Origin of the sequence: Streptomyces sp. NPDC052016 (assembly GCF_044548445.1) — a bacterium.
Classification (GTDB): Bacteria; Actinomycetota; Actinomycetes; order Streptomycetales; family Streptomycetaceae; genus Streptomyces.
Genome location: NZ_JBIUBX010000034.1, coordinates 97,451 through 112,692 on the forward strand (window position 1 = coordinate 97,451; position 15,242 = coordinate 112,692).

The window sequence follows — 15,242 nt, forward strand, 5'->3', positions numbered from 1 at the left end:
ACGTGTGGCTGGAAGGTCGCTCATTACCCATGGGTTACCCATCGGCGGGGAGGGTCAGACAGCCCCGCACGCCGCCCGCCACCACCCTCGCACGAGACGCTCACGCGCCGCCCCTCTCGTTCCACAGCACCCGGGCCAGCGCCTCCACCACTTCCGGCGCGTACTCCCCGCCCGTGCCCAGCCGCAGTTCCTCCAGTGCGGTCAGCGGCCCGCCGGGACCGGCGTCGCGCGCCTTCTCCTCGTAGGCGTTGACCACCCGCACGATCCGGGCGGCCACCGGCTGCTCGGGATAGGGATCGGCCTGCCGCTCCACGACCGTGGCGACCTGGGCGCTCGCCCCGGTCTGCCGGACGACGGCCCCGCCGAGCAGCGCGATCCGCCGCTGCTCGGCGACCGGCAGGTCGGCCGTGGCCCCGGCCGGCACCGGGTCCACGAGGCTGAGCTGCCCGATGTCGTGCATCAGGGCCGCGTACTCCAGCACGGTCAGCTCGGGCTCCGTCAGCCCCAGGTCCCGGCCCACGGCCTGGCTGAGGGCGGCGACCCGGCGGGCGTGCCCGGCCGGGGTGTACCCGGCGATCTCGGTGGCGCGGGCGAGGGAGGCGATGGTCTGCCGGTAGGTGGCGCGGACGGCCGCGTAGCGGCGCAGGGAGTACTGGGTGAGCAGCAGCGGCACCGAGAACACCGGCAACGCCCACAGGCCGACGACGGCCACCGCGAGCGCCATCACCGCGCCCGTGGCGCACACGGCCGACCCGATCCCGGGCACCGACCGCAGCTCGTCGCGGAGCAGCGGAGCGAACGGCCAGCAGGTGCGGGAGTGCGCGAGCGCGGCGGCGAGCACGGCGTCGCACAGCACGGTGAGGACGAGCAGCGCGAGCACCAGCAGCGCGTACGCGGGGCCGCTCCAGCGGTCGAACACCCCGAGGTGGTACAGCGGTTGGAAGCAGACCGCGGCGAAGCCGACGGCCAGGACCCGCCGGACCAGGTGGTCCAGGACGGGCCCCTGCCCGCGCGCGAGGTGCGGCACGCTGCCCAGCAGGGAGGCGGCGACCACGACCGAGACGACCTGGGCGACGCCGTGGTGCGAGGCCTGCCCGGCGTGCTCCCCGAGGAGGGCGTACGACAGCGATCCGGCGGCCCCGAGCGGCGCGGTGTCGCGCAGCCCGGAACCGCCCACGGCGGTTCCCCCGCCCGGTCGGGGGCGGGCATGCGGGAGGGTCAGCTCCCCCACGGCGATCAGCACGCCGAAGGCGAGGGCGACGGGCCGCTCCTGGACACCCGCGCGGAGGGTGGCGAAAAGGGAGACGCCGACGACGAGGGCCGCGGTGGCGTGCAGGGCGACCAGGGGGCGGCGGCAGGTCATCGTCGCGCCCCCGGCCGGTCGTCTGCGCGGGCCGGGGACGGCAGCATGGGCCGCGTCTCGTCCGCCGTCACCACCGGGTGCCATCCGTCCCGCGCGATCACCCGGACCAGCGCGGTGACCATCCGGGGGTCGAACTGGGTGCCCGCGCACCGCTGGAGCTCCTCGAGGGCCACCCGCACCGGGCGGGCCCTGCTGTAGGAGCGTGTGGAGGTCATCGCGTCGAAGGCGTCCGCGACCGCCACCACCCGTGCGCACTCAGGGATCTGACACCCCATCAGCCCGTAGGGGTAGCCGCTGCCGTCGATCCGCTCGTGGTGGTGGAGGATCGCCGAGCGGGCCTCGCCGAGGAAGGAGATGCCCCGGGTGATCTCGTGCCCGTACTCGGGGTGCAGTTCGATCACCCGCCGTTCGTCCGGCGTCAGCGGTCCGTCCTTGCGCAGCAGCCGGGTGGGCACGCCGAGCTTGCCGACGTCGTGCAGGATCCCCGCGAAGCGCAGCACCTCGACGCGCCCCTCGTCCATGCCCAGCTCGCGCGCGATCATCATCGAGGCCTGTCCGACCCGCTCGCTGTGCCCGCGGGTGTAGCCGTCCTTGATGTCGACGGCCTGCACGAGCGCGCGGATCGTCGCCTGGTGGGCGGCCCGCTCGCGGTGGTACTGCGCGAACACCCACCAGGAGACGGCCATCGGGAACAGCACGAGCAGCGCGGCCACCGGCCCGTAGGGGCTGCGCCACAGGACGGCCATCATCAGCCCGGCGAGCCCGTGCACCCCTACGGGGGCGAGCGACCGCAGGAACAGTCCGTGACAGACCCGCCGCAGCGGCAGCGCCTCGGCCAGCGCGAGGATCGCGCCGTCGAGCGCGGCGAGCACCAGGCAGAACACCAGCACGGCGGCCCCGGCCGGCACGAGCACGTAGGGGAAGTCGGAGGCCCCGACGGCGTCCCGCGTGTCCAGCGCCCCGTGCACGCGGGCCGCGGCCCACACGGCGATCACCAGATGGGCGGCGCGGCAGACGCGCCGCAGCAGGAAGGGCCGCTGCTCGACGGCGGAGAACAACGCGCCGGGCAGCGGGACGAGCGCGGCGGCGTACGGCGGCAGCAGGAAGACCCCGGCCAGCAGCACGGGGTAGAAGGTTCCGGCGAAGCGGCGGCGGGCGACCCGCTCACCGCCCGCGTACAGCGCGGCGAGCAGGGGAACCGCCCACCAGGAGGCGGGCACCGACGGCAGCGGCACCAGGCAGAGCGGCGCCCCGAGGGCGACGCAGCAGACGTGGGCACGCGCCCGCGCCGGGACCGCCTCCATCTCGCTCTCCCCCCGACCACGCCTTGTCAGGCTCCGGTTCAGGCTCCGGAGCCTAGGGTGGCGGGGGGTGGCACTGTGGGCGTATCACCCGCGGATTAGCACATTCGGGTGACGGCGGTGCTCTCAGGACTCCTGCGAGGTGGCCTGGGACGTGGCCGTCACGTCGTGCTCGGGCACGGCCTGGCCGGAGCGGATGAGCTCGATCCGGCCCATGACCTTGGAGCGCAGGTCGGTGGGCACGTCGTCATGGCCGCAACAGCGCTTGACGAGCTTCTTCACGGCCTCTTCGAGCCCGTACTTCTCCAGGCACGGCGAGCACTCGCTGAAGTGCTGCTTGAACTTGTCGCGATCGACGTCCGGCATCTCACTGTCGAGGAACTCGTAGAGATGACCGAGGACCTCACTGCAGTCCGTCTCGTGCGGCTCTCCGCAGCTCATGAGCCCGAGCCTTTCGCTTCGTCCGACTCTCCGGCGCCGGCCGGGACCAGCCCGCGCTCACGGGCGTAGTCCTCGAGCATGCCGCGCAGTTGCCGGCGGCCCCGGTGCAGCCGGGACATCACCGTACCGATGGGTGTCCCCATGATGTCCGCGATCTCCTTGTACGCAAAGCCCTCGACGTCGGCGAGGTACACGGCGATGCGGAATTCCTCGGGGATCGCCTGAAGTGCTTCCTTCACGTCCGAGTCGGGCAGGTGGTCGAGCGCCTGCGACTCGGCCGAGCGCAGACCGGTCGACATGTGCGACTCGGCGCGCGCCAGCTGCCAGTCCTCGATCTCCTCGGCCGCGCTGCGCTGGGGTTCGCGCTGCTTCTTGCGGTACGAGTTGATGAAAGTGTTCGTGAGGATCCGGTACAGCCAGGCCTTGAGGTTGGTGCCCTCGCGGAACTGGTGGAAGGACGCGTACGCCTTGGCGTACGTCTCCTGCACCAGGTCCTCGGCGTCGGCCGGGTTGCGCGTCATGCGCAGCGCGGCCGAGTACATCTGGTCGAGGAACTCGAGCGCGTCCCGCTCGAAGCGCGCACTGCGCTCCGCGGAGGACTCGCCGCCCGTCCCCACGCCCATGCCCTGGCCCTCGGGCAGCTCCGCCTGGCCGTTGTCGGTCCCTGCGTCGGTACCGGTGACCGGACCCACCTCCTCAAGATCTCGGGTGGGACCGAAACCGATCCCACTCGAATCGGAGGATAGACGACTACCCGCGCCTGCCGCCGCCCGAACGGGAGCGGTCTTGGCCGCGTGCAGCACCGTCCAGTCCAGGTCAACGCGGCTGCTGCGGCTCGGGCAAATAGTCGAACCCATGCGGCGGACTTCCTCTCGCACGACATCGGTGCTGTGTCCTCAGCACTTCTGTCGGCCTCAACAGTGGACCGCCCCACGGCATTCCCGAACCTTCACCCCAGTGACCCCGTCCACCTCAGGACCGCGTCGGTGACGACCGCCAGGGCCTGCTCCTGGGTGAGCTCCGCCCTCTTGGGCACGGCGAGGCCGTGATCACCGTACGGCACCCGAACGAGGTCGTAGTCGCCCTCGGGGAACTCCTCCGGCCTGCCGAACGGGTCGTTCCCGCCCTGGACGACGAGCGTGGGCACCCCCGCGCCGAGCAGCTCGGCGGCGCGGGACTTCTCCGGCTTGCCCGGCGGGTGGAGGGGGAAGCCGAGCGCGAGCACGGCACGGGCGCCCAGCTCGGTGGCGGTACGGCACGCCACGCGGGCGCCCGCGGACCGTCCGCCGGAGATCACCGGCAGCCCGGACCTCGCGACGGCCGGCCAGATCCCGCGCCAGCCGACGTCGAGCGTCTTCGGCGCGGGCGCCACCTTCTTCCCGGCCACCCGCCAGGGCTGCTCGACGAGCGCGACGCTCACGCCGTGCCCGGGGAGGACGGCGGCGAGGGCCTGGAGGTCGCGGGCCTCGATGCCGCCGCCGGCGCCGTGGCTGACGGCGAGGACGAGTCTTGGCTCCTTCGCCCGGTGCCAGGTGACGCGGGCGTCCCCCGCGTCGGTCGCGATCGTCTCGGTCACCCCGGTGGCCCGGTTGCTCTCGTTCGTCACGTCAGAAGAGTGTGCCCTCCTCGGGCCCCTCCAGCTCCTTCAGCAGCTCCGGGCCGTTGTTGCGGACGTTGCTGACGGCGGTGGCGACGGGGTAGGCGCGCATGAGTCCGGCCGGCGGCGGGTCGAGCAGCGCGCGCAGGTCGTCGACGTCCGTGCGTGCCGGGTCCAGCCAGGCGTCCCAGCGGTCCGGGGTGAGCATGAGGGGCATCCGCGGGTGGATGTCGGCCAGCGAGCCCGGGCCGTCGGCGGGGGCCACGGCCAGCGGGGTCCTCTCGGCCTCCGTGGTGATGACCGAGCAGGTCACCCACCAGGCCTGCGGGTGGTCGTCCGGCAGCGTCCGGTCCCGCCAGAACTCGTACAAACCGGCCATGGCGAAGACCGAGCCGTCGGCCGGCAGCACGAAGTAGGGCTGCTTGCGGGGCCGCTTCTTCCTGCCCTCGACCTCCAGGTCCCGCTCCTGCTCGCCGGTGACCCACTCGTAGTAGCCGTCGGCGGGCAGGATGCAGCGCCGTGCGGCGAACGCGCGCCGGTACGACGGCTTCTCGTGCACGGTCTCGGATCGCGCGTTGATCATGCGGGCGCCGCCCTCGGGCGACTTGGCCCAGGAGGGCACCAGCCCCCACTTCAGCTTGCGCAGCTGCCGAACCGGGCGCTTGTCGTCGGCGTCCTTCAAGGGGCGGTCGAGGACGGCGTAGACCTCCTTGGTCGGGGCCACGTTGTAGTCGGGCGCCAGGGTCTCCTCGGGCTCCCACTTGTCGATTTCAAAGATTCCTGCGAGATCCTCGGGCCTGCGACTCGCTGCATACCGTCCGCACATACGTGCCACACTGCCAGGCCCACCCGTCACCCGACCACCACCCCCGACCACGGCGCCACGCGCCCGACCCCCGCCGACCGAGACGAGAGGGAGCCCCCCGCACACCATGGACAGCACCGCCTCCACCGCGCTGCCCGATCTCTGGGACCGTCTCGTCGGCACCCAGCCGGACCCCGATCTGTGGGTGGTGCTGGCCACCATGGTCGCCGCGCTGGCCATAGTCGCCCCTCACACCCTGTGGCGCATCTCGCGCAACGCCATCACCATCGCCCACGAGGGCGGCCACGGCCTGGTGGCGCTGTTGACCGGCCGCACACTGACGGGCATACGCCTGCACTCCGACACCAGCGGCCTGACCGTCAGCCGCGGCAAGCCGCACGGCCCCGGCATGATCCTCACCGCGGCCGCCGGGTACACCGCTCCCCCGCTGCTGGGCCTGGGCGGTGCCGCGCTGCTCGGCGCCGGCCGCATCACGCTGCTGCTCTGGCTGGCGACGGCCCTGCTGGTGGCGATGCTGGTGATGATCCGCAACGCCTACGGCGCGCTGACGGTGATCCTCACGGGCGGCACGTTCCTGCTGGTGTCCTGGCTGACCGGCCCGCAGGTGCAGGCGGCGTTCGCCTACGCGGTGGTGTGGTTCCTGCTGCTGGGGGGCGTACGCCCGGCTTTCGAGCTGCAGGCGAAGCGGGCGCGGGGCGGTGCGGGGGATTCGGACGCGGATCAGCTGGCGCGCCTGACGCACGCCCCGGCCGCGATGTGGCTGTTCCTGTTCCACTCGGTGTCGCTGTGCTCGCTGCTGGGCGGGGGCCGCTGGCTGCTCGGGATGTGATGAGGAGGAGCCCGGCCCTCCCGGGCGGCGTGAGGCCGCTTCGGCGTGCGACTCGACCGCGGGGCGACCGGTCCACGACGGCGCCGCCCGAACGTCGGCCCACCCCGTCGGAGACTAAAGTGGGCGCATGCCCGAAACCCCCGCGCACACCGCCCTCTGGCCCGCCCCGCACGCGAGCGGAGCCGTCGACGCGACGGTCCACGTGCCCGGGTCGAAGTCCGTCACCAACCGCGCCCTCGTGCTGGCCGCCCTGGCCTCCGAGCCGGGCTGGCTGCGCCGCCCGCTCCGCTCCCGCGACACCCTGCTGATGGCCGACGCGCTGCGCGCCATGGGCGTCGGCATCGAGGAGACGGTGTCCTCGAGCTCCTCCGTCGCGGGTGGCCCGGACGGCACGGGCGAGGCCTGGCGGGTGCTGCCGACCGGCTTCAGCGGTCCGGCCACGGTCGACGTGGGCAACGCCGGCACGGTGATGCGGTTCCTGCCCCCGGTGGCGGCGCTCGCGGACGGCCCGGTCCGTTTCGACGGCGACCCCCGCTCGTACGAGCGTCCTCTGCACGGGGTCATCGACGCGCTGCGGGTTCTCGGCGCCCGGATCGACGACGACGGCCGCGGCGCGCTGCCGATGACGGTGCACGGCGGGGGCGCGCTGGACGGCGGCCCGGTGGAGGTCGACGCGTCCTCGTCGTCCCAGTTCGTCTCGGCGCTGCTGCTGTCCGGTCCGCGCTTCAACCAGGGCGTGGAGGTCCGCCACACCGGCTCGACGCTCCCCTCCCTGCCGCACATCCGCATGACGGTGGACATGCTGCGGGCGGTCGGCGCCCAGGTGGACACCCCGGAGTCGGGCGGCGAGCCGAACGTCTGGCGGGTCACGCCGGGTGCCCTGCTCGGCCGGGACCTGACGATCGAGCCGGACCTGTCCAACGCGCAGCCCTTCCTGGCGGCGGCGCTGGTCACCGGCGGCCGGGTCGTCGTCCCCGACTGGCCGGCCCGCACCACCCAGCCGGGCGACCGGCTGCGCGAGATCTTCACCGAGATGGGCGGCTCCTGCGAGCTGACCGAGTACGGCCTGGCGTTCACCGGTTCGGGCTCGATCCACGGCATCGACGTCGACCTCGGCGACGTCGGCGAGCTCACCCCGGGCATCGCCGCGGTCGCCGCCCTCGCGGACTCCCCCTCCACCCTGCGGGGCGTGGCGCATCTGCGGCTGCACGAGACGGACCGGCTGGCCGCGCTCACCAAGGAGATCAACGAGCTGGGCGGGGACGTGACGGAGACGGCCGACGGCCTGCACATCCGTCCGCGCCCCCTGCACGGCGGGATCTTCCACACCTATGACGACCACCGCATGGCCACGGCCGGCGCGGTCATCGGTCTCGCGGTCGAGGGCGTGCGGATCGAGAACGTGGCGACGACGGCGAAGACCCTGCCGGACTTCCCCGAGCTGTGGACCGGGATGCTCGGGATCTAGGGACTCAGCCATGCGCCGCTACGGCAAGCACACCGACGAGGACGACATCCGCGCCCGCCCGAACCGCAAGGGCAACCGGCCGCGGACGAACATCCGGCCCAAGCACGAGGACGCCGCCGAGGGCATGGTCCTCACCGTCGACCGCGGCCGTCTGACGTGCCTCGTCGACGACCGGATCATCCTGGCGATGAAGGCCCGCGAACTCGGCCGCAAGGCGGCCGTCGTGGGCGACCGGGTCGCCCTGGTCGGGGACCTGTCCGGCAAGAAGGACACCCTCGCGCGGATCGTCCGCATCGAGGATCGCACCTCGGTGCTGCGCCGCACGGCGGACGACGACGACCCGTACGAGCGGGTGGTGGTCGCCAACGCCGACCAGTTGGCGATCGTCACGGCCCTGGCCGACCCGGAGCCCCGCCCCCGCCTGATCGACCGCTGCCTGGTCGCCGCCTACGACGGCGGCCTGGAGCCCCTGCTGGTCATGACGAAGTCGGACCTGGCCTCACCGGACAAGCTGCTGGAGCTCTACGGCGACCTGGACATCCCCTACGTCGTCACCAGCCGTGAGGAGCTGGAGAACGGCGACGCGGCGGACCGGGTGCGCGAGCACCTGACCGGGCGGATCACGGCTTTCGTCGGCCACTCGGGCGTCGGCAAGACGACCCTGGTCAACGCGCTCGTACCGGAGGAGCGACGCCGTCTGACGGGCCACGTCAACGCGGTGACCGGCCGCGGCCGCCACACCACGACCTCCGCCCTCGCCCTCCCTCTGGAGGGCACGGAGGACTGGGTCATCGACACCCCGGGCATCCGGTCCTTCGGCCTCGCCCACATCGACCCCTCCCGTGTGATCCTCGCCTTCCCCGACCTGGAACCGGGCACGGTGGGCTGCCCGCGCGCGTGCAGCCACGACGAGCCGAGCTGCGCCCTGGACGCCTGGGTGGCGGAGGGCCATGCCGACCAGGCGCGGCTGTACTCACTGCGGCGGCTGCTGTCCACCCGGGAGCGCAGGGAGGGCGACTGACGCCGACGGCCGGCGCAGGCCGGGCGACGCCGGGAAGGCGACCGACGCCGAGGGCCGCCGCGAGGCGCCGGGCGCGGGGCCCTGGGGAAACGCGGCCGGCGCAGGGCTACTGACCTTCGCGTTGTTTGTCGGCACGTGAGTCCGGTAAGTGCATAATCGCACCGAGCCGCCTACACGGGAGGACAGCACATGGCGTGGCTGCTGGTCATCGTCGCGGGACTGCTCGAGACCGGCTTCGCCGTCTGCCTGAAGCTGTCGCACGGTTTCACCCGGCTGTGGCCGACGATCGCCTTCTGCGTGTTCGCCCTCGGCAGCTTCGGCCTGCTGACCCTGTCGCTCAAGAAACTCGACGTGGGTCCGGCGTACGCCGTGTGGACCGGCATCGGCGCGGCGGGCACCGCGATCTACGGGATGGTCTTCCTGGGCGACCTGGTGTCGACCCTGAAGATCGTCTCGATCAGTCTGGTGATCATCGGGGTGATCGGGCTGCAGTTGTCCGGGTCGGGGCACTAGTGCGGCTTCGTTGCGTGGGGTGATCTCGCCCGGTCATGGGCGATCTTCCCGGTGCTGCTGGGCGCGCCGACGCCGGGGAGCGCTAGGCGGCGAGTTGCCGGTGCAGTACGCCGCGCACCAGGTCCGCGACCCCGCCCTCCTCGGGCGGCGCGGCCACGCAGGACAGCGCGAGCCGGACGGCGATCTCGCAGGAGCGGGCCAGCTCGCCGGTGTCCGGCGTCGCTCCGGGACCGGCGAGCGCGGCCACGGCCCGGTCCCGGACGGTCGCCACGAGGTCGCCGGGTGAGGGCAGCGGCCCGTCCGCCCGCCGCTGCGCCGGTACGGAGGTGGAGGACGGCACCGCCGAGAGCGTGGGCGACGGCAGGCGCTCGCTCCAGCAGCCGGTGAGCATGGCCCGTACGAGCACGTTGCCCCGGGCGACGGACGTCGTCCACTCGGCCGCGGCGGTGAGCCTCTCCCGGGCGTCCCCGTGCTGGGCGAGCACCCGCTCGACCCCGGCGAGATAGCCGTCGGCCTCCCGCCTGACGAGCGCCCGCGCGAGCCCGTCCTTGCTCCCGAACTCGTTGTACAACGTCTGCCGGGACACCCCGGCGGACGCGGCGACGTCCACCATCCGCACCGCAGCCCACGGCCGGCGCGCGAGCGCCGTGAAGGCGGCATCCAGTAGGGATTCCCGGGCTGCAGGCATCATCGCCTCCCTGGGGTGAGCGACTCTGCGCCCAGGTTTGACGCGCGCGCAGGCACTGTCAAGGGTTCGTGAGGGGAGGGGGGACGGGTGTTGGCCATGCGGCGTGGGGTCCGGTGAGGGGTGCGACGGCGGCAGGGTTCCTGCGAGATCCGGGCCGGGCACCGGTCCCCGGCCCCGTCCACTCCCCGAACCCCCGTAGCTCCACCCCCACCTCGACGGATACCGTTTGTCCCATGCCGGACTACCTCGACGACCTCCGCCTCGCGCACGTCCTCGCGGACGCCGCCGACGCCGCCACCATGGACCGCTTCAAGGCCCTCGACCTCAAGGTCGAGACCAAACCGGACATGACCCCGGTGAGCGAGGCGGACAAGGCCGCCGAGGAACTCATCCGCGGCCAGCTCCAGCGCGCCCGCCCCCGCGACGCGATCCTCGGCGAGGAGTACGGCATCGAGGGCACCGGCCCCCGCCGCTGGGTGATCGACCCGATCGACGGCACCAAGAACTACGTACGCGGCGTCCCCGTCTGGGCCACCCTCATCGCGCTGATGGAGGCGGCGGAGGGCGGCTACCAGCCCGTCGTCGGCGTGGTCTCCGCGCCCGCCCTGGGCCGTCGCTGGTGGGCCGCGAAGGGCCACGGCGCCTACACCGGCCGCAGCCTCTCCTCGGCCACCCGCCTGCACGTCTCCCGTGTCTCGAAGCTCTCCGACGCCTCCTTCGCGTACTCCTCGCTGAGCGGCTGGGAGGAGCGGGGACGGCTCGACGAATTCCTCGACCTCACCCGGGAGGTGTGGCGCACGCGCGCGTACGGCGACTTCTGGCCGTACATGATGGTAGCCGAGGGCTCGGTGGACCTCTGCGCCGAACCGGAGCTCTCGCTCTGGGACATGGCCGCCACCGCGATCGTCGTGACGGAGGCCGGGGGCGCCTTCACCGGGCTCGACGGCCGCCCGGGCCCGCACAGTGGTGACGCGGCCGCCTCCAACGGTCTGCTCCACGACGAGCTGCTGGCGTATCTCAACCGGCAGGACTGACCGACACAGATGAGCGCGCGCGCCCTCAATTGGCCGCGCGCGCCCTCTTGTTGACCCGCGCTTTACCTGCGACTCTGGGACCACCCTCATTTTGTGAACTTGTGAATCGCTGAACTACCGCGGTGGTCCCAGCGTTTCCCAGGAGGTGACCCGGAACCCATGCTCGTCCGCGACGCCATGAGCACGGTGGTCCTCACCATCGGCCCCGCCCACACCCTCCGCCAGGCCGCAGCCCTGATGTCCGCACGCCGCGTCGGCGCGGCCGTGGTCCACGACCCGGACGCCGGCGGCATAGGCATCCTCACCGAACGCGACATCCTCAACTCCGTCGGTCTGGGCCAGGACCCCGACACGGAGCGAGCCCACGCCCACACCACCACCGACGTCGTCTTCGCCGCCCCGACCTGGACGCTGGAGGAGGCGGCCCACGCCATGACCCACGGCGGCTTCCGTCACCTCGTCGTCCTCGAGCGCGGCGAGCCGGCCGGCATCGTCTCGGTCCGCGACATCATCCGCTGCTGGGTCCCGGCCCGGCAGCAGGTACCGGCCTGACCGCTCCACCGCCGGTACCGAGCCCCACCACACACGCGAACGGGCCGGACTCCCCGAAGGGAATCCGGCCCGCCGCTCACCTCATGCTCAGACCAGGTCGAACCGGTCCAGGTCGGAGACCTTGACCCACGCCGCGACGAAGTCGTTCACGAACTTCTCCTTGGCGTCGTCGCTCGCGTAGACCTCCGCGAGGGCGCGCAGCTCGGAGTTCGAGCCGAAGACCAGGTCGGCACGGGTGCCGGTCCACTTGACCTCGCCCGTGGCCGCGTCGCGGCCCTCGAACGTGGTCTGGTCCTCGGTCGTCGACTTCCAGGTCGTGCCCAGGTCGAGCAGGTTGACGAAGAAGTCGTTCGTCAGGACGCCCGGCGTCTCGGTGAGGACGCCGTGCTTCGACTGCTGGTAGTTGGCGCCCAGGACGCGCAGGCCGCCGACGAGGACCGTCATCTCCGGCGCGCTGAGGTTCAGCAGGTTCGCCTTGTCGATCAGCAGGTACTCGGCGGGCAGGCGCTGGCCCTTGCCGACGTAGTTGCGGAAGCCGTCGGCCTTCGGCTCGAGCGCGGCGAAGGACTCCACGTCCGTCTGCTCCTGCGAGGCGTCCACGCGGCCCGGCGTGAAGGGCACCTCGACGTCGAAGCCGGCGTCCTTGGCGGCCTTCTCGACACCCGCGGCACCCGCGAGCACGATCAGGTCGGCCAGCGAGACCTGCTTGCCACCGGTCTGGGCGGCGTTGAAGGACTCCTGGATGCCCTCCAGGGTGCGCAGCACCGAGCGCAGCCGGTCCGGCTCGTTGACCTCCCAGCCGATCTGCGGCTCGAGGCGGATACGGGCGCCGTTGGCGCCGCCGCGCTTGTCGCTGCCGCGGAAGGAGGCGGCCGACGCCCACGCGGTGGACACCAGCTCGGACACCGACAGGCCCGACTCGAGGATCTTGCCCTTGAGGGCGGCGACGTCCGCGGCGTCGATCAGCTCGTACGTCCGCTCGGGCAGCGGGTCCTGCCAGATCAGCGTCTCGGAGGGGACCTCCGGGCCGAGGTAGCGCACGACCGGGCCCATGTCACGGTGGGTGAGCTTGAACCAGGCCCGCGCGAAGGCGTCCGCGAACTCGTCGGGGTTCTCGTAGAAGCGGCGAGAGATCTGCTCGTAGACCGGGTCGAAGCGCAGCGACAGGTCGGTGGTGAGCATCGTCGGGAGGTGCTTCTTCGACGGGTCGTGCGCGTCGGGGATGATGGCCTCGGCGTCCTTGGCCACCCACTGCTTGGCGCCGGCCGGGGACTCGGTCAGCTCGTACTCGAACTCGAACAGGTTCTTGAAGAAGCCGTTGCTCCACTGGGTCGGCGTGGCGGTCCAGGTGACCTCGAGGCCACTGGTGATCGTGTCGCCGCCCTTGCCGGTGCCGTAGGTGCTCTTCCAGCCCAGGCCCTGCTCCTCGAGGGAGGCGGCCTCGGGGTCGTTGCCGACGTGGTCCGCCGGGCCCGCGCCGTGGGTCTTGCCGAAGGTGTGACCGCCCGCGATCAGGGCGACCGTCTCCTCGTCGTTCATCGCCATGCGGCGGAAGGTCTCGCGGATGTCGCGGGCCGCGGCGATCGGGTCCGGGTTGCCGTTCGGGCCCTCCGGGTTGACGTAGATGAGGCCCATCTGGACGGCGCCGAGGGGCTCCTCCAGCTCACGGTCGCCGGAGTAGCGCTGGTCGTCGAGCCAGGTGGTCTCGGGACCCCAGTACACGTCCTCGTCGGGCTCCCACACGTCCGCGCGGCCACCGGCGAAGCCGAAGGTCTTGAAGCCCATCGTCTCCAGGGCGACGTTGCCGGCGAGGATCATGAGGTCGGCCCAGGACAGGCTCTGGCCGTACTTCTTCTTGACCGGCCACAGCAGACGGCGGGCCTTGTCGAGGTTGGCGTTGTCCGGCCAGCTGTTCAGGGGGGCGAAGCGCTGCTGACCGGCGCCACCGCCGCCGCGGCCGTCGCTGATGCGGTAGGTGCCCGCGCTGTGCCAGGCCATACGGACGATCAGCGGGCCGTAGTGACCGAAGTCGGCCGGCCACCAGTCCTGCGAGGTGGTCAGAACCTCCGCGATGTCACGCTTCACGGCGGGGAGGTCCAGCGACTTGAAGGCCTCGGCGTAGTCGAACTCCTCGCCCAGCGGGTTCGCCACGGCGGGGTTCTTGGCGAGGATCTTCAGGTTGAGGCGATCCGGCCACCACTGGCGGTTGCCGCCGCCCTGGGTGGGGTGCGCGGCGCGCCCGTGCGCGACCGGGCACTTACCTGCCTCCGCCGGCTTCTCGTCAGTGACGATCGCGTCATGGTTCTCGGTCATGGGGGAATCCTTTTGGGGGGCTGGGCGGATCGGGCTCAGGAACTACGGGCGAGACGAAGCCGGGGCGCACGCCCCGGCCGATCCCACCCATGGTGCCGACGTCACTTCTGCCTGGACCTGGTTTCTGCCTGTTCCTGTCGCTTGGCTGAAGCCGAGCCTGATCCTACAATGGACAATGTCTAAGTCAAGTGACACTCCAAAGTCACACCCGTTCGGGACCTGGTCCCCCTGCTGTTAGGCTGATTCGTATGAGTGACCTTCTGGAGCGCCTGCGCGGTCGCGGATGGCGGATGACCGCGCAGCGGCGCGTCGTGGCCGAGGTCCTCGACGGCGATCACGTCCACCTGACGGCCGACGAGGTGCACGCGCGGGCCGTGGCCAAGCTGCCCGAGATCTCCCGGGCGACCGTCTACAACACGCTGGGTGAGCTCGTGTCGCTCGGCGAGGTGATCGAGGTCGCCACCGACAAGCGCGCCAAGCGGTACGACCCGAACGCCCACCGCCCGCACCACCACCTCGTCTGCGCGCAGTGCGGCGCGATCCGCGACGTCCACCCGAACGGCAACCCGCTGGCGGACCTCCCCGACTCCGAGCGCTTCGGCTTCACGGTCTCGGACGTCGAGGTGACGTACCGCGGCGTCTGCCCGAACTGCGCGGCGGCGTGACGCACCAGGTTCCGACAGAAGGGCCCCGGCACGGATGAGTGCCGGGGCCCTTCTGTAGTCCCTTTTGCCGTCGCTCGCGATGATCCGCGGCGGCTACGCCGAAGGGCCCGGATCCTGAGATCCGGGCCCTTCGGGCTTGAGTAGCGGGGACAGGATTTGAACCTGCGACCTCTGGGTTATGAGCCCAGCGAGCTACCGAGCTGCTCCACCCCGCGTCGGTGAATGCAACGTTACGTCAAGGATGAGCAGAGAGGCAAATCAGTTCCGGACCGCGCCCTCGTCCAGCCATGCAGCTGAGGGCGGGGCACCGGCGGGGGCGGGCGCACCTAGCGGGGGGGCGGGCGCACCGCCGGGGGGCGAGCGCACCTAGCCGAGGGGGCGGGCGCAGGCGAGCACACTCAGCTGCGGGCAGTCGTGCCGCTAGGGGCGGCACGGGTGGGCGCAGCGGCACCCGGCGAACGCCGGTGAGTGGACCCCGCCGCGCACCACCGGACACAGCCAGCGGGGCAGGCGCACCTAGCTGTGGGGCAAGCGCACCTAGATGAATGAGTCCGATGTCTTCAGTGGTCGTAGGCGATCAGCGATCGTTTGATCTTGGCGCCGGTGGTCCAGTTGTGCCAGATAGCGGCCG

Annotated in this window: 15 protein-coding genes and 1 tRNA gene; 7 read left to right on the plus strand and 9 right to left on the minus strand. The window is 72.0% G+C overall.

The features are described from left to right. Positions 1-100 precede the first annotated feature (100 nt). From ACIHAR_RS34625 to ACIHAR_RS34650, 6 genes are all read right to left on the minus strand, one after another. Positions 101-1,363: an HD-GYP domain-containing protein gene (locus ACIHAR_RS34625; RefSeq protein ID WP_400023188.1), complete on the minus strand. Its 1,263-nt coding sequence runs from the start codon at positions 1,361-1,363 to the stop codon at positions 101-103. Next, the gene (locus tag ACIHAR_RS34630; RefSeq protein ID WP_365466174.1) at positions 1,360-2,667 is read right to left on the minus strand and encodes an HD-GYP domain-containing protein; all 1,308 of its coding nucleotides are present in this window, start codon (positions 2,665-2,667) and stop codon (positions 1,360-1,362) included. Before ACIHAR_RS34630 ends, ACIHAR_RS34625 begins: the two co-directional genes overlap by 4 nt. Before the next feature lie 123 nt (positions 2,668-2,790). Then, positions 2,791-3,105, minus strand: a complete 315-nt coding sequence (gene rsrA, locus ACIHAR_RS34635; RefSeq protein ID WP_365466173.1) for a mycothiol system anti-sigma-R factor — start codon at positions 3,103-3,105, stop codon at positions 2,791-2,793. After that, complete coding sequence (sigR, locus tag ACIHAR_RS34640) at positions 3,102-3,797, minus strand: RNA polymerase sigma factor SigR (RefSeq protein WP_365466171.1); 696 nt, start codon at positions 3,795-3,797, stop codon at positions 3,102-3,104. The genes rsrA and sigR overlap by 4 nt, the downstream gene beginning before the upstream one ends. A gap of 257 nt (positions 3,798-4,054) precedes the next feature. Next, on the minus strand, positions 4,055-4,711 hold the full coding sequence (locus tag ACIHAR_RS34645; RefSeq protein ID WP_400023191.1) for an alpha/beta family hydrolase: 657 nt from the start codon (positions 4,709-4,711) through the stop codon (positions 4,055-4,057). A gap of 1 nt (position 4,712) precedes the next feature. Continuing rightward, on the minus strand, positions 4,713-5,528 hold the full coding sequence (locus ACIHAR_RS34650; RefSeq protein WP_400023193.1) for an SOS response-associated peptidase: 816 nt from the start codon (positions 5,526-5,528) through the stop codon (positions 4,713-4,715). 106 nt (positions 5,529-5,634) lie between these two features. On the opposite strand from ACIHAR_RS34650, the gene ACIHAR_RS34655 reads away from it, so the two are divergent. The 4 genes from ACIHAR_RS34655 to ACIHAR_RS34670 all read left to right on the plus strand — a co-directional run bounded on the left by ACIHAR_RS34655 (position 5,635) and on the right by ACIHAR_RS34670 (position 9,359). Beyond that, entirely contained in the window at positions 5,635-6,357 is a 723-nt protein-coding gene (locus ACIHAR_RS34655; RefSeq protein WP_365466167.1) for a M50 family metallopeptidase, read from the plus strand. A gap of 127 nt (positions 6,358-6,484) precedes the next feature. Beyond that, positions 6,485-7,825 carry a 3-phosphoshikimate 1-carboxyvinyltransferase gene (gene aroA / locus ACIHAR_RS34660; protein WP_365466165.1) on the plus strand — a complete coding sequence of 447 codons (1,341 nt, stop codon included), beginning with the start codon at positions 6,485-6,487 and terminating at the stop codon, positions 7,823-7,825. Between the two features lie 10 nt (positions 7,826-7,835). Then, the gene (rsgA, locus tag ACIHAR_RS34665; protein WP_365466163.1) at positions 7,836-8,846 is read left to right on the plus strand and encodes a ribosome small subunit-dependent GTPase A; all 1,011 of its coding nucleotides are present in this window, start codon (positions 7,836-7,838) and stop codon (positions 8,844-8,846) included. Positions 8,847-9,035: 189 nt separating this feature from the next. Further along, entirely contained in the window at positions 9,036-9,359 is a 324-nt protein-coding gene (locus ACIHAR_RS34670; protein WP_365466161.1) for a multidrug efflux SMR transporter, read from the plus strand. Positions 9,360-9,441: 82 nt separating this feature from the next. Here ACIHAR_RS34670 and ACIHAR_RS34675 read toward each other — a convergent pair whose 3' ends face one another. Next, positions 9,442-10,050, minus strand: a complete 609-nt coding sequence (locus ACIHAR_RS34675) for a TetR/AcrR family transcriptional regulator (protein ID WP_400023195.1) — start codon at positions 10,048-10,050, stop codon at positions 9,442-9,444. Positions 10,051-10,280: 230 nt separating this feature from the next. Here ACIHAR_RS34675 and hisN point away from each other — a divergent pair, with 230 nt between their 5' ends. Continuing rightward, entirely contained in the window at positions 10,281-11,081 is an 801-nt protein-coding gene (hisN, locus tag ACIHAR_RS34680) for a histidinol-phosphatase (protein ID WP_400023197.1), read from the plus strand. 159 nt (positions 11,082-11,240) lie between these two features. Beyond that, a complete protein-coding gene (locus tag ACIHAR_RS34685) occupies positions 11,241-11,633 on the plus strand; it encodes a cyclic nucleotide-binding/CBS domain-containing protein (RefSeq protein ID WP_400023199.1) in 393 nt (130 codons plus the stop codon). An 87-nt stretch (positions 11,634-11,720) separates the two neighbouring features. Here ACIHAR_RS34685 and katG read toward each other — a convergent pair whose 3' ends face one another. Then, positions 11,721-13,946 (minus strand): catalase/peroxidase HPI, encoded by a 2,226-nt coding sequence (katG, locus tag ACIHAR_RS34690; RefSeq protein WP_365466153.1) that lies wholly within the window; start codon positions 13,944-13,946, stop codon positions 11,721-11,723. Between the two features lie 248 nt (positions 13,947-14,194). Here katG and ACIHAR_RS34695 point away from each other — a divergent pair, with 248 nt between their 5' ends. Next, a complete protein-coding gene (locus ACIHAR_RS34695) occupies positions 14,195-14,611 on the plus strand; it encodes a Fur family transcriptional regulator (RefSeq protein WP_365466151.1) in 417 nt (138 codons plus the stop codon). Positions 14,612-14,752: 141 nt separating this feature from the next. Here the strand turns inward: ACIHAR_RS34695 and ACIHAR_RS34700 are convergent. Next, positions 14,753-14,826: transfer RNA gene (locus ACIHAR_RS34700), tRNA-Met, on the minus strand. Positions 14,827-15,242: the final 416 nt, after the last annotated feature.